The 14,556-nt window shown below is 36.3% G+C and carries 11 protein-coding genes; 2 read left to right on the forward strand and 9 right to left on the reverse strand.

Features of this window, described 5'->3' with window-relative positions; all coding sequences use genetic code 11:
- The first annotated feature begins 7 nt into the window (after window positions 1-7).
- Entirely contained in the window at window positions 8-2,380 is a 2,373-nt protein-coding gene (locus tag QVA17_RS03110) for an ATP-binding protein (protein WP_287386367.1), read from the forward strand.
- Complete coding sequence (locus QVA17_RS03115; protein ID WP_287386369.1) at window positions 2,365-4,251, forward strand: ATP-binding protein; 1,887 nt, start codon at window positions 2,365-2,367, stop codon at window positions 4,249-4,251. The genes QVA17_RS03110 and QVA17_RS03115 overlap by 16 nt, the downstream gene beginning before the upstream one ends.
- Window positions 4,252-4,328: 77 nt before the next feature.
- Here the strand turns inward: QVA17_RS03115 and ilvC are convergent, their stop codons facing one another.
- The 9 genes from ilvC to QVA17_RS03160 all read right to left on the reverse strand — a co-directional run bounded on the left by ilvC (window position 4,329) and on the right by QVA17_RS03160 (window position 14,482).
- Window positions 4,329-5,354 (reverse strand): ketol-acid reductoisomerase, encoded by a 1,026-nt coding sequence (gene ilvC / locus QVA17_RS03120; RefSeq protein ID WP_287386370.1) that lies wholly within the window; start codon window positions 5,352-5,354, stop codon window positions 4,329-4,331.
- A gap of 186 nt (window positions 5,355-5,540) precedes the next feature.
- Window positions 5,541-6,848: a response regulator gene (locus QVA17_RS03125; RefSeq protein WP_287386372.1), complete on the reverse strand. Its 1,308-nt coding sequence runs from the start codon at window positions 6,846-6,848 to the stop codon at window positions 5,541-5,543.
- A 189-nt stretch (window positions 6,849-7,037) separates the two neighbouring features.
- Complete coding sequence (locus QVA17_RS03130; protein WP_027431685.1) at window positions 7,038-7,748, reverse strand: FadR/GntR family transcriptional regulator; 711 nt, start codon at window positions 7,746-7,748, stop codon at window positions 7,038-7,040.
- A gap of 14 nt (window positions 7,749-7,762) precedes the next feature.
- Window positions 7,763-8,410, reverse strand: coding sequence for a hydrogenase nickel incorporation protein HypB (gene hypB, locus QVA17_RS03135; protein ID WP_287386373.1), 648 nt, complete (start codon window positions 8,408-8,410; stop codon window positions 7,763-7,765).
- Window positions 8,411-9,097, reverse strand: a complete 687-nt coding sequence (gene hypB / locus QVA17_RS03140) for a hydrogenase nickel incorporation protein HypB (RefSeq protein ID WP_287386375.1) — start codon at window positions 9,095-9,097, stop codon at window positions 8,411-8,413. It abuts the gene before it with no gap.
- A gap of 18 nt (window positions 9,098-9,115) precedes the next feature.
- Entirely contained in the window at window positions 9,116-10,363 is a 1,248-nt protein-coding gene (locus QVA17_RS03145; protein ID WP_287386378.1) for a GH25 family lysozyme, read from the reverse strand.
- A gap of 282 nt (window positions 10,364-10,645) precedes the next feature.
- Window positions 10,646-11,299 carry a sce7726 family protein gene (locus QVA17_RS03150; protein ID WP_287386379.1) on the reverse strand — a complete coding sequence of 218 codons (654 nt, stop codon included), beginning with the start codon at window positions 11,297-11,299 and terminating at the stop codon, window positions 10,646-10,648.
- Between the two features lie 9 nt (window positions 11,300-11,308).
- Window positions 11,309-13,045 carry an ABC transporter ATP-binding protein gene (locus QVA17_RS03155; protein ID WP_287386380.1) on the reverse strand — a complete coding sequence of 579 codons (1,737 nt, stop codon included), beginning with the start codon at window positions 13,043-13,045 and terminating at the stop codon, window positions 11,309-11,311.
- 153 nt (window positions 13,046-13,198) lie between these two features.
- Window positions 13,199-14,482, reverse strand: a complete 1,284-nt coding sequence (locus QVA17_RS03160) for an O-acetylhomoserine aminocarboxypropyltransferase/cysteine synthase family protein (protein WP_287386382.1) — start codon at window positions 14,480-14,482, stop codon at window positions 13,199-13,201.
- Window positions 14,483-14,556 lie beyond the last annotated feature (74 nt).

Genomic DNA, 14,556 nt, shown 5'->3' on the forward strand with positions numbered 1-14,556 from the left:
ATAACTTATGTTGGAATTTTTATTAAGACACGAAGAGGCTCATATTCAAGCTTCTGCAGTAGTATTTGACATAATATTAATATTTTTCTCTAATCTTCAGGTAAAAAGAGTCAATAAATTAGGAAGAGCCTTTCAGGCCCTTCTTTATTGTGGTACTCTTTTGACAATTATTGAAACTTCCGCTTCTTGGCTCGAGGATTTACCGGAAAATATTCTTAATTTCTATCTTATAAACATTTTCAATCTCTTAGTCTATGTATTAGTTATTACCTTAGCTTTCGGTCTTGCCTCATACTTTGAGCTCTCCTTTGGAAATTTCGGAAAAAAAAGCGTTTGGAAATTTAACATAATAGTCTTTATTATATATATAATTCTGCTTATTATTAACCTATTTACGGGCATTATTTCCCTTTATCACTACGATGTACACGAATATGTTCACGGACCACTATTCTATCCCGTGGGTATTTTATTTGCTGTATATGCCTATTCTTTTAGCGTCTTTGTCTTTGCTAGAAACTATAGGCAAATTCAGAAAAGAATTCGTATGACCTTTGCCTTAACTATTAGCACTATCATTATTGGCATGATTGTTCAACCTTTAATTAACGATGAAATCACAATCACAGGCCTCTTAGTATCTGTTGGCCTATTCATTCTATATATGACAGTTGAAACTGAGGATTACATAGACCTTTTAAAAGCCAATGCAGATTTACTGATTGCTAGAGAAGAGGCAGACCTAGCAAACAAAGCTAAGAGTACATTCCTTGCTAACATGTCACATGAAATAAGAACCCCACTTAATGCCTTTCTTGGCCTTAACGATTTAATAATTGATGAGTCCCTTGATGTGGCTACCCTTGAAAATGCACAACACATTAAATCTGCAGGAAATGCCTTGTTATCTATTGTTAATGAGGTTTTAGATATATCTAAGATTGAAGCGGGTACTATTGAGATTCACAACCGCCCCTACTATCTTGGAGAAATCATAAAGGATATAGATGTAATTATAGGCACAAGAGCTAAGGATAAGGGAATTCCTTTTATGATGGATATTGATGATAGCTTGCCAAATCAGCTAATTGGTGATGCAGCAAAAATTAGGCAGGTTCTAATTAATGTCCTTAGTAATTCAGTAAAATATACCTCTAGCGGAGCTATTGTCTTTACCCTTAGGGGAACTTTACAAGACGATTTACTTATGCTTAAAATGCAGATTTTCGATACAGGTATTGGTATTAAGAAAGAAGATTTAACCCACCTTTTTGAAAGCTATAGACGTGTGGATTTAAAGAAGAATAAAAATGTAGAAGGTACAGGTCTTGGTCTATCCATCGTTAAGCAATCTATAGATATGATGGGTGGAAGCATTAGCGTTCGTTCAAATTATGGCCTTGGTACTACATTTTACATGGAAATCCTCCAGCCTATCACTTCTCTGATGACTATTAAAGAATATCTAAATGAGCAAAAGATTACTAATCTTGATAAGATTAAGGACAGCTTTACAGCCTCTAAGGCAAAGATTCTTATTGTAGATGACAATGAGATGAACCTAAAGGTTGCCTGCGGCTTTTTAAAATCTACCTATGCCCAGATTACTACTGCCGGAGGTGGTCCTGAGGGACTTGATATTCTAGAAAGAGAGAAATTTGATTTGGTTTTACTTGATTCCTTTATGCCTATAATTGATGGAACCCAGATTCTTAAAAAGGTTCGTGCTAACAAAAAGAATATAAACTACGCAACTCCGATTATTGTTCTTACAGCCGATGCCCTTTCTGGATCTAAAGAAAAATATATCTCCATCGGTTTTAATGACTATTTAAGCAAACCTGTAGATGCCTCTAGTTTAAAGGGAATATTGCTTACTTACTTGCCACGCGACCTAATTGATAGCGCTAGCTCAAGTAAGGCCATTCAAAACAAAACTATTAATACAGCAACTACTAGCCAGCCAATAAAGACAGAAAGCATCAATACTAGTGAGACAAATAATTCTTGTGATAATGGTGAAACTTGCGTAGATTGGAAGGCCGGTCTTAACTACTGTAGAAACGACAAAGATTTGTACCGTGCCTTAATAGATGAATTTATAAAAATCAAGCCAACTAAGCGAACTGAGCTTTGTCAGGCCTATGATAAACAGGATTGGGATTCTTATAACATTTTAACCCATTCCCTTAAATCTAATTCAAAAACCATTGGCGCCTTTAAATTATCAGATGCCGCCATGGAGATGGAATACGCTAGCAGGGCCATTCTTGCTGGAGAAAATATAAACACAAACGTTGCCCTAATTAGGGATAAGCATAAGCAATTACTAAGTTTGTATGACGATGTACAGGAGGAATTACTATGGATTTCATTCTAAGATATCCAAGAATTTCATACGAAATGGTAGCCATAATCTTTGATTCCATTATTATAATATTTTCCTGGAACCAATCTTTAAGGCATGTTAAAACTGCCAAAGCCTTCAAGGCTACAGCTATAAGCTGCTTACTTTTAGTGCTATCTGAGGTAAGTCTGCCTTATATCCTTGAGCTTGACAGTTCCTTTGACCTGCTTAAAGCCTTCATAGACTCTATACAGTTTTTCTTTGCTGTAACTACAATGTACAACTTCTCCCGCTATATGGAGTACTACACCCTTAGTAATACCTCAAAAATCATTATTAGATTTAATATCCTAGTTTTAATTGTATCACTAGCTTTAATTATAAGTAATCCTTTTACTTACCTTATAGATTACTATGACAGCGCCACTAATACTATCGTAAATCAAAAATACTACATCATAATCGGTTATTTACCAGCAATGTACTTCTCAATCTATTCCATGTATGTTTATGTTAGAGGCTTTAAGAAAATGTATAACAGAGAACGAGTTGCCTTTATTATAACCTTTATCATGTCCCTTTTTGGTGCTATTGTACAGCCCCTACTTCATGGTCAACTAAAAATCATAGGACTTTTCTCTTCCTTTGGTTTGTTTATACTCTATCTTTCACTTGAAACTAGAGACTATAACTCCCTGTCTGAAACCATGAATGAATTAAAGGAGGCCAACGAAACAGCACAAAATGCCAACAGAGCAAAGTCAAGTTTCCTAGCTAACATGTCCCATGAGATCAGGACTCCAATGAATGCCATGCTTGGTATTAATGAGATCATTATTAATAGTACTAAGGAAGAAAATGTTAGCTCTTACGCCAATGATATGAAGGTTGCAGGAAACAGCTTGCTACACATCATCAACGATGTATTAGACATTTCAAAGATTGAGGCTGGTAAGCTTGAAATCGTAGAAACAGAATATCATTTAACAGAATTACTAGACGAATTAAAATTTACCTACGGCCTAAAGGCTCAAATAAAAAATCTAGATTTTATCTTTGATATTGATGAGGATTTGCCAGATTTACTTATTGGTGATGAAAGTCATTTAAGACAGATTTTAAGCAATATCCTAAGTAATGCCATTAAGTTTACAAAGAGTGGTGAGGTACGTTTTTCAGCCTTTGGTATAAAATCTAGCACAAATATTAAATTTACCTTTGTAGTTTCAGATACAGGTATTGGTATTAAAGAGGAGGATTTACCTTACCTCTTTGAATCCTTTAAACGTGTGGATATGGAAAACACAAGAAATATCGAAGGTACAGGCCTTGGTCTATCCATTACAAAACGTCTTCTTGATAACATGGATGGTGAAATTTCCGTTCGTTCTAGCTATGGTGATGGAACTATTATTACTATTAAGGTTGATCAATTTGTAGCAGATGACCTTACTATTAGAGAATATAGGAAAGTCTTACGTGAAAACTTTGATGCCGAAGAAGATAAGAAATTAAAATCTACTCCTAATTTAAAGGGTATGAAATTATTAATTGTAGATGATAACGATATTAATATAAAGGTTGCCACTGCCTTCTTTGAACTAACAGGGGCTAGTATCTTTAGTTTTAATGATAGCTTAGAGGCTTTAAAAGATTTGCAAAAGAATAAATATGACCTGATCTTTTTAGATGACTTAATGCCAAAGCTTTCAGGTCCAGGTCTATTAAAGAGACTAAGAGGTCTGACAACTTGTCCAAATAATCAAACACCAGTAGTTATTATGACTGCCAATACTAATGTTGAAGACAAGGTAAATTACAGTAATATGGGCTTTGATGGCTTCCTTGCAAAACCTATGCAAATGGAGGAAGTAAACGAGCTATTAAATACCTTAATCTCTTAAACAATGCAAAACGAGAGAAAAGCGATAACCTTACGATTATCGCTTCTCCCTCAAAACACATTTACTTATATCGAAAATTAGTTGTTAATTAATTTATCGCTTTCATTATTCCAGCTGTAAAGCTTTCTAATGTCAGCACCAACCTTCTCTGCTGGATGTTCAGCTGCAAGCTTTCTCATTGCCTTGAAGTGAACCTGTCCACCAGCCTCAGACATATCTAATAAGAAGTCCTTAGCAAATGTTCCATCCTGAATATCAGAAAGGATCTTCTTCATAGCCTTCTTAGTATCTTCTGTTACAATCTTAGGACCTGTAATGTAATCACCGTATTCTGCTGTGTTAGAGATTGAATATCTCATACCTGCAAAACCTGACTGATAAATAAGGTCTACGATTAACTTCATTTCGTGTACGCATTCGAAGTATGCGTTACGTGGATCATAACCAGCTTCTACTAATGTTTCGAAACCAGCCTGCATTAATGCACAAACACCACCACAAAGAACAGCCTGCTCACCAAAGAGGTCAGTTTCTGTCTCTGTTCTAAATGTTGTCTCAAGGATACCAGCTCTAGCTCCACCGATACCTGCGCCATATGCAAGTGCCATATCAAGAGCCTTACCTGTACCATCCTGCTCAACAGCTACTAAACAAGGTGTACCCTTGCCAGCCTGATATTCAGAACGTACTGTATGTCCTGGTGCCTTAGGTGCGATCATTGTAACATCTACACCCTCTGGTGCCTTAATTAAACCGAAATGAACATTGAAACCATGAGCGAACATTAACATGTTACCAGGCTCTAAGTTTGGTTCAATATCTTCCTTGTATAACTTAGCCTGCTTCTCATCGTTGATAAGAATCATGATAATATCTGCCTTCTTAGCAGCTTCTGCTGCTGTATATACTGTAAAGCCCTGCTCTTCTGCTCTCTTCCAAGACTTAGAACCTTCGTAAAGACCAATAATAACATTACAGCCTGATTCCTTTAAATTAAGAGCGTGTGCATGGCCCTGACTACCATAACCAATAATTGCAATTGTCTTACCCTCAAGTAAGCTTACGTTACAATCTGACTCATAGAAAATTCTTGCTTCTGCCATTTTTTCTATACCTCCATAAAATGTGTTTATTCCTATTCAAACTCAAAGCATCTTCCTTCCTCATAACGGTAGAGTTTTGCGCTTGTTTCTTAGGTTGTATAACAACTCTTAGTGGTTGTCTGACAACTATAATAACTCATGTATATTCTAAAGTCAACACATTTTTTCAAAAAAATAATGTTTTTTCTAGAGGCCAAGTACTTCATTGACATTCTTTAAAATGTCACTTTCTGAAAATGGCTTTGTAATAAAGCGCTTAGCGCCTGCCTTTAAGGCATCAATAATCTTATTTTCCTGTCCTGCAGCAGTGATCATAATTACATTTGCATCAGGATCAGCCTTAATAATCTGCTTTAGAGCTTCATTACCGTTTAGATGTGGCATAGTGATATCAAGGGTAATGATATCTGGCTTATAGTCTAGGTATGCTTCCACTGCCTCCACGCCATCTGATGCCTCACATACAACTGTAAAATTGTTGTCCTCTAAAATCTTTCTTAGGACATTTCTTGAAAGGCCAGAGTCATCAACAATAACGATTTTGCCCTTACTATCTGCAGTTTCTACGCTACCTTCTACTAATTCGCCACTAACATCCATAGGATTTTTACCTACCATTGCCTCCTCATCAAGGGTTACATAGAAAAATACTTCTCTGCCCTCTATGTAAATTGGTAGGACATAGGCATCTGCAATGGCAGTCTGATTTTCATAGGTAAACTGTGGTAAAATCTCTAGTTTAACTTCCTTATGTGATGCATTTGTTGCAAAAAGTCCAGCTATACAATTAAGAAATTCACCTACGGAATCAAAGACTTCTTCATCTAAATCAGGATATTCCTCTCTTGCAAATCTATTGGCAATAAGGGTAAGACCAGTTACGTCATCATCTGCTAAAAAACCTAGATGTATATTTGCATCGCCCTTTAACTCCATACAAGTAAAGGCATTGTAGTCCATCTCCTTTACTCTCTGGATCTTCTCAATGTAATAATCTGTAGATACAAATCTAGTTATGTTTCTAAGCACAAGGGCAACTAAATCTGTTATATGTGCTTTTGAGGCAAAGGCAAATATAGGCACAATAGCGTCTATATCGTTGGCCTTAAGGGCCTCTATCTCATTATCATCAAAGCCTTTTTGCTTTTTAAAATCTTCTATAAAGCCATTAATTTCCGGCATAGATATATTTTTTTCTTCGCTTAAAACCTGTATAAATTTTACATACTCATCGTTTTGGTCCTTTAAAAGCTCATCTAGTTGTTGCTGAGAAAGGAAACCCTTGCTTACAGCAATATCGCCAAACCTAGCATCCTCTAAGGCCTGCAATCTATTGATTTCACTTGCTTCTGTCTCTGTTAGCATTCCCTTAGCTACAGCTAAGAATCCAATCTTAGTTCTTGTGTCTCTTAGGCTTTTTATTATTTCATCTAATTCTTCTTCTGAAATAACGTCAGTCTCAATCAAATACTTACCGAATAATTGACTAAACATACGGTTACCCCTTTCAAATTTTCACGTAATTACAGTTATAATTATTATACCAAGTCGATAGTTTTTATTCAATAAAACTAGACACATAAATTAAAAAACTAGGAAATTAACGAAAAAGTTAATCTCCTAGCTTCTTATCTTTTAATTCTCTGTTTTGTTTTAATTGTCGTTTTTAATATCTGTTTAACTTTAAATACTGTCTGTTAAATTCTCATTCCATAAGGCATGTCTAAGATGCATTATGCTTGCACTTTTAAGTCCGTCTGAATCTCTTCTTTCTAAGAACTTCATGATTACAATGTGATCATTATAAGCATCCTGTGCAATCATATCTAGATTTTCTTCTAATGCAAATGTCTTCTCAATTGTTTCTGTAAGCACAGGTATAAACTGTGTTAAAAAGTCGTTGTGTGAAGCCTTCATAATAGCTCCATGAAAATTTGTCTCTGACTCAATTCTTTTCTTTGATTTAGGATTCTTCTTGATTTGTTTTTGACAAATATCTCCCAATCTAAGAATCTCTTGAATCTCTTCATCTGTTGCTCTCTTTGCTGCAAGGGCTGCTGCCTCTGGCTCTATTATTAGTCTTGCTTCATATAAATCTCTTAATGTCACCTTCATAGCAAGGGCATCTTCCATATGGATTGTGCCACCTTCTACGTACTGATTAAGGACATCAGAAACATATGTGCCTCGTCCTCTGTAAACTGTCAATAAACCTTCTGATACAAGAATTCTTATTGCTTCTCTTAATGTAGTTCTAGAAACCTTCAACTCGTCAGCTAATACATTTTCATTAGGCAACTTTTCACCAGGCTTATACTTATTCTTGTCTACTATCATTGTCTTTAGGCAGCTAGCTGTTCTTTGCGAAAGATTTTCTTTATTTTCAATCTGCATATTCGTTCCTTTCTCTAAAAGATAGTTGATTTTAGATACGCTTCCCACTTATCCATACCGTCGCCAGTCTTAGCAGATACTGGGAAAATGTTAATATTAGGATTTAGTTTTTTAACCTGATCTATACATTTTTCTAAATCGAAATTAAAAAACTTAATTGTGTCCATCTTTGTAAGTAAAAGCGCGTCGGCTCTCTCAAACATCAAAGGATACTTTAAAGGCTTATCATCACCTTCTGGCACAGATAAAATCATTACGTTTTTATGTGCCCCTGTGTCAAATTCTGCAGGGCAGATTAAATTGCCAACATTTTCAAGGAAGACCAAATCAAGCTCATCAACTCCAAGCTCGTCTACTCCTCGCTTTGTCATGCCTGCGTCCATATGACACATTCCATCTGTATGCACCTGAATGCTTTTAGCACCCTGATTAGAAATCTTTATAGCATCCACATCCGATGCAATGTCAGCCTCAATTACGCCTATCTTTAACTGACCTTTAAGGTCAGTTACTGTCTTAGCTAGAAGTGTTGTCTTGCCAGCCCCAGGGCTACTCATTAAATTCACAAGACAAACCTTTCTTTCCTTTAATTCTTTTCTTAAATCATTAGCGTCCCTATCATTAGACTCTGTCACACTTTTATGTAATTCAACAACCTTCATTTATCTGTCCTTTCTTGCATCCTTTAAGAAACTGTCTACTTCTTTGTCTAACCAATCAATCCACTTATCAAAGCCTTCGCCTGTAAGGGAAGATACCGGAATTATCTCAAGATTCTTATTAAGCTTAGATACATTTTCCTTTAAGGCATCAAAATTAAAATCAAATACCTCAAGACAGTCAATCTTGTTGACTAATAAAAGGTCGCTAACTTCAAACATCAATGGATACTTTAGGGCCTTATCATCGCCTTCTGGCACAGATAAAATCATTACCCTTTTGTTAGCCCCTACGTCAAATTCCGCAGGACATACCAAGTTGCCTACATTTTCAAGGAAAACCAAATCAAGGTCCTTGCAATCAAGTAAATCAAGGCCAGACTTAGTCATGGCAACATCCATATGACAAGCGCCACCAGTGTGCAACTGCACCACCTTAGCCCCTGTTTCTTCAATAGTCTTGGCATCTACTAAAGAATCTACATCTGCTTCCATAACGCCAATTCTGTATTTACTTTTAAGTGCATTAATAGTTCTAACCAAAGTTGTAGTCTTTCCTGCCCCTGGACTGGCCATGAGGTTTACAAAAAAGACCTTATTCTTTCTAACTTCTTCTCTTAAAGCGGCAGCCTCTTTGTCGTTGTCACTTATAATTTCTGCTTTAACATCCATTACTTTAATACTGCTCATTTCTACACTCCTTTGACTCTAATTAAAAGAGCCATAATAAATATCTAAATCTACGTCTCCACCAACTCCATCGATTCGACCAATGTTATTAACCTGCCAGATAGAATAACTACCTACATAGCTAGTGTGTGTCACGTAATTTGCTAGCCAAACCGGATAATTATACACGTTATCCCAGAAATTTTCTAGGTAGTATTTACTAGAGTACAACATAGTGCTATACCCCCCGGCAGCTAATGTGTCGTGGAAAGTATAGAAAAGCTGGTTTAGAGTCTGAAAACTCATGTTGTACTTCTGAAATCTCGACCAGCTCTCCCAGTCAAAAGCCACTGGAAAATCTAGCTCCACCCCATCAAGCATGGAAAGTAACTGCTGAGAGTGAGTTGTCATACCAGAGACCGTGTTATCATTTGAATGAAAATATACTCCTACCTTTAGGCCTGCTTCCTTTGCCGCCTTGATATTGTAGTCATAACAAGAATCCCTATAAAGTTCGGAGCCATCCCAGCCTCCAATTCTTATGATTACAAATTCTGCACCTGCCGCTTTTACGGCATTAAAATCAATAGTGCCCTGCCATCTTGATACATCTATGCCAAAATGCACATTATCGGCAGCATAAGTTGCCATAAAGTCACTATAGTTAATTCTTGTTCTATTATCTGTTTCTGAAGGCTTTGAAGACACCACATTAATAGTCATATTCTTAGTTGTCTCATTGCCGGATGCGTCTGTTAATTTAGCCACAATGCTATAGCTACCAAGAGTATTGGTATCCACATAGCCTGAATAGCTTAAATTAGGACAAGCATCGTAATAGTCTCCATAACTTACTAACTGATCTAGGTTAAAATCGCTTCCCACCACTACGCTTACTTCATCAGATGATAGGAAAACCGGACCTGTTGTATCATAATCAAGACTTGGCGAACCTGTCTTATTAGTTACCTGAATGTAATTACTTGTAGCCAGCACTGGCGCAGTTTCAGTAGTTGTCTCTTGTGTTGTCACTTCCTCTGTTGTGGATTCTATCTCCACAGTTTCAAGCCTAGGCTCTTCAGTGCTAACTTCAGTCTCTATCACTTCCGTTATTTCATCACTAGCAATTTCTATATTCTTATTTCTTGCATTAACTGCTAATACTGCAAATGTAGTTATAACGCCAATTACTGCTAGACCTGTAACTACTGTAATCACAATTGCTTTCTTTGAAGCCACAAAACGCCCAAAGATAGCCTTAAACTTATCTTTAATTTTCTTTCCCATAACCCCTCTTATACTCTTTAATTTCTATCCTATTCTTATACCCTTTGCTTAGCGTTGTCTGATAACTTTATTATCTTTAAAAACGACGTTTTTATACGCTTTATCGTATTTTCATTGTATAACAAGACAGACAATTAATCAATAGTTGTCTGACAAGTTACCCCGTTAAAGTTTAGAGTCCTAAACTATAGATTTTATCTTGCTTGTGGGCTACTCTAACCCTTAAATTTAGCCACCTTCCTACAGCAGCAAAAAAAGCATTAAAAAAAGCCTTAACTTCCGTTAAAGCTTCTTTTTCTTTCTATGCACTCTTCTTTTTAAATTTCTTCTTTTCTTTAAGCCCTTAGATTCTCTAAAGTCATTAATCTGCTGCCTTATAATCTCATAATCTCTTTCAAAAAGTTCTTCACTTATTAAATCATCTAGTCTTTCCTTGGGAACTGTATCAAGAATCTTTTCCCTTACAAAGGCCTTACTTTTATAGTCGTACTTATGCATTCCCATAATTTGTTGAATATGAGCAAGCTCTGGTCTCCAAAGTAGGCTTAGTTTATGGGCTAGAGATACATTTTCATTAGGACTAGTAGCCCTTAAAATGTAGAAATCTAGGCGGTCTTCCACTAATTCTACGCTTATAATTCCCCAGTTATCTGGCACATGCTCCATAGCATGTGCCCCATGGCTAGAGCCTACTACCAAATAATTGTAGTCAAAAAAGGTATCGTAATCCTTTACTTGACTTTTAAGTCTAGTGTAGGTGTCTGCGTCACTTTTTATCTCAATGCCTATTAGGGCGCCATCGATAATTCCAATGGCATCCGCCCTAGAGTCGCCTATATTCACCTCTTCAAGGATTCTTATTTTCCCATATAGTTCTTCTAGATATATGAATAAATCTTCCCTAATGTCCTTGTCATACAAGCTAAATTTCTTCATGTTATCTCCCTAATTTTTAAACTGCATATTATAAAGGTTACGATAAATACCATTTAATTCCATAAGTTCATCGTGACTTCCTTCTTCCTCTATGCCATTATCAGTAAGAACTAGGATTTTTTGGGCATTTCTAATAGTTGAGAGTCTGTGAGCAATTACAATAGTTGTTCTGTTAGTTGCCAAACTTTCAAGGCTATCTTGAACCACCTTCTCTGACTCATTATCAAGAGCGGAAGTTGCCTCATCAAAAATAAGTATTGCCGGATTTTTTAAGAACACTCTAGCAATAGATAATCTCTGCTTTTGTCCACCAGATAACTTAACGCCTCTTTGTCCAATATCTGTATCATAACCATCTGGCATAGCCATAATAAATTCATGTGCATTGGCATTTTTAGCAGCCTCAATAACTTCCTCTCTTGTGGCATCTGGGCGACCATAGAGAATATTTTCATAAATAGTACCTGAGAATAAATATACATCCTGCTGAACAATACCAATGTTGCTTCTAAGGCTCTTTAGAGTTACATCTCTTACATCTTCGCCATCAATCTTAATAGATCCAGAAGTTACATCATAAAATCTAGGGATAAGTGAGCAAAGGGTTGTCTTACCTGCGCCAGATGAACCAACTAGAGCATAATAAGCACCTGCTGGCACCTTTAAATCCACCTTTGATAAAACCTCTTCTGTGGCATCTTCGTATTTAAATGAAACATCCTTAAACTCTATCTCGCCTTTTTTAACTACAAGTGGCTTAGCCCCCTTCTTATCAGTAATATCAGGGACAATATCCATGATTTCTCTGAATCTTTCAAAGCCAGTGTAACCATTTTGGAACTGCTCTGTAAAGTTAATTAATGTATTAATAGGCTCTGTAAGAACGCTAATATAAAGCATGAAGGTCACTAAATCAGTGGCAGTTACGCTATTATTAGCAATAAGGAAAATTCCCGTTACAATTACAAGAACCTGCACGATTGTTGTAAAGGTTCCTACTCCTGCCTGGAAAGTACCCATGTAGAAGTAGCTATTTTTCTTGGCATTAAGAAAATTTAGGTTTCCAACCTTAAACTTCCTATTCTCGATTTCTTCGTTGGCAAAGGACTTAACCACTCTAATGCCAGATAAATTATCCTCAATCTGACCGTTGATTTCGGCAATCTTGGCACGGTTATTCTTAAAAGCACCTCTCATCTTCTTATTTAATACATATGAAAATGCAAACATAAAGGGAAGGACTGCAATTGAGACAATAGCTAGCTTATAATTGATAGATACTAAAATTACAATAGCACCAACAATCTTAATTACAGATAGAATAATATTTTCTGGGCCATGGTGCATTAATTCAGTAATATCAAATAAATCATTAGTGATTCTTGACATTAAAGCACCAACCTTTTGATTATCATAAAAGCTAAAAGAAAGCTTTTGCAAATGATCAAAAATCTCTGCTCTCATATCATATTCAATTCTTGTTCCCATGACATGGCCGATGTTTGAAATATAAAATTTACAGCCAAAATCTACTATAATCATAAAGATAAGCCCTAGAGCAATCCATTTTCCTCTTGATATGATAAACTCTGGACTTTCATAAATTAAATTAGAAGTTACATAACGCACTATAAGTGGAATTATTAAAACGATTGCTGCTGATAAAGCAGCAAAGAATAAATCCAACCAAAAGACCACTTTATATTTGCTATAGTAGCTAATCATTGTTTTTAGATTCTTTTTCATAATTTTTCCTTTTCATTTAAACACTTTTATACAAAAAACCTACCCCAAAAATTGAGGTAGGATTTCTCATTTGTTATTAGATTATAATGTACAATTTAATTTTGCACAAGTTTATATAAACAGAGTTTATTTTTTATTTATTTCTAAAAACAATTAGATCTGGTCAAGAGCCTGTGCAAGGTCTGCAATTAAGTCCTTCTTATCTTCAAGACCGCATGACATTCTAACTAAACCTGCTGGAATACCTGCTGCCTCTAACTGCTCATCTGTCATCTGACGATGTGTTGATGTTGCAGGATTTAAGCAACATGTTCTAGCATCAGCTACATGTGTTTCAATAGCTGCAAGCTTTAAGTTCTTCATAAACTTCTGGGCTGCATCTCTGCCTCCTGCAAGTTCGAAAGAAACTACACCACAACCACCGTTTGGTAAGTACTTCTGAGCTAATTCATAGTACTTATCAGACTTAAGGCCTGAGTAATTAACCTTAGTAACCTTTGGATGTGCCTCTAAGAATTCAGCTACTGCCTGACCGTTCTCAACGTGTCTTGGCATTCTTACGTGAAGTGATTCAAGACCAAGGTTTAAGATAAAGGCATTCTGAGGAGACTGGATTGAACCGAAATCTCTCATAAGCTGTGCTGTAGCCTTAGTAATAAATGCACCTTCCTTGCCAAACTTCTCAGCATAAGTAATTCCATGGTAAGAATCATCTGGTGTACAAAGTCCTGGGAACTTATCTGCATGAGCCATCCAATCAAACTTACCTGAATCAACGATACATCCACCAACTGCTGCACCATGGCCATCCATGTACTTTGTTGTAGAATGTGTTACGATATCAGCTCCCCACTCAATAGGTCTGCAATTAACTGGTGTAGGGAATGTGTTATCTACAATAAGTGGTACGCCGTGCTCGTGAGCAACCTTAGCGAACTTCTCAATATCAAGTACTGTAAGAGCTGGGTTAGCAATTGTCTCACCAAATACAGCTCTTGTGTTATCCTTAAATGCTGCGTTTAATTCTTCTTCACTAGCATATGGTTCTACAAATGTTACGTCGATACCCATCTTCTTCATTGTTACTGCGATTAAGTTAAATGTACCACCATAGATTGATGATGATGCAACAATGTGGCTACCAGATTCGCAGATATTAAATAAAGCAAAGAAGTTAGCTGCCTGACCTGAAGATGTAAGCATTGCTGCGCTACCGCCTTCAAGAGCTGCAATCTTAGCTGCTACATGATCATTAGTAGGGTTCTGTAATCTTGTATAAAAATAGCCATTTGCCTCTAAGTCAAAGAGCTTACCCATATCCTCGCTTGTATCATACTTAAATGTTGTTGATTGTATAATTGGAATCTGTCTTGGTTCTCCGTTAGCTGGTGTGTAACCGGCCTGAACACAATTTGTGTTAATACTATAATTTTCCATTTTAGCCTCCCGTCAATATCTATACCAATATAATGGTCTAAACTCGGTTTTCGTTTAGACCTATACATGATATA

Source organism: Lachnospira sp. (assembly GCF_016290755.1).
GTDB lineage: Bacteria > Bacillota > Clostridia > Lachnospirales > Lachnospiraceae > Lachnospira > Lachnospira multipara.

Coding starts and splice junctions, on each gene's coding strand:
- QVA17_RS03110 (WP_287386367.1), top strand. CDS start 8: ATGTTGGAATTTTTATTAAGACACGAAGAGGCTCATATTCAAGCTTCT.
- QVA17_RS03115 (WP_287386369.1), top strand. CDS start 2,365: ATGGATTTCATTCTAAGATATCCAAGAATTTCATACGAAATGGTAGCC.
- ilvC (WP_287386370.1), bottom strand. CDS start 5,354: ATGGCAGAAGCAAGAATTTTCTATGAGTCAGATTGTAACGTAAGCTTA.
- QVA17_RS03125 (WP_287386372.1), bottom strand. CDS start 6,848: ATGTTTAGTCAATTATTCGGTAAGTATTTGATTGAGACTGACGTTATT.
- QVA17_RS03130 (WP_027431685.1), bottom strand. CDS start 7,748: ATGCAGATTGAAAATAAAGAAAATCTTTCGCAAAGAACAGCTAGCTGC.
- hypB (WP_287386373.1), bottom strand. CDS start 8,410: ATGAAGGTTGTTGAATTACATAAAAGTGTGACAGAGTCTAATGATAGG.
- hypB (WP_287386375.1), bottom strand. CDS start 9,097: ATGAGCAGTATTAAAGTAATGGATGTTAAAGCAGAAATTATAAGTGAC.
- QVA17_RS03145 (WP_287386378.1), bottom strand. CDS start 10,363: ATGGGAAAGAAAATTAAAGATAAGTTTAAGGCTATCTTTGGGCGTTTT.
- QVA17_RS03150 (WP_287386379.1), bottom strand. CDS start 11,299: ATGAAGAAATTTAGCTTGTATGACAAGGACATTAGGGAAGATTTATTC.
- QVA17_RS03155 (WP_287386380.1), bottom strand. CDS start 13,045: ATGAAAAAGAATCTAAAAACAATGATTAGCTACTATAGCAAATATAAA.
- QVA17_RS03160 (WP_287386382.1), bottom strand. CDS start 14,482: ATGGAAAATTATAGTATTAACACAAATTGTGTTCAGGCCGGTTACACA.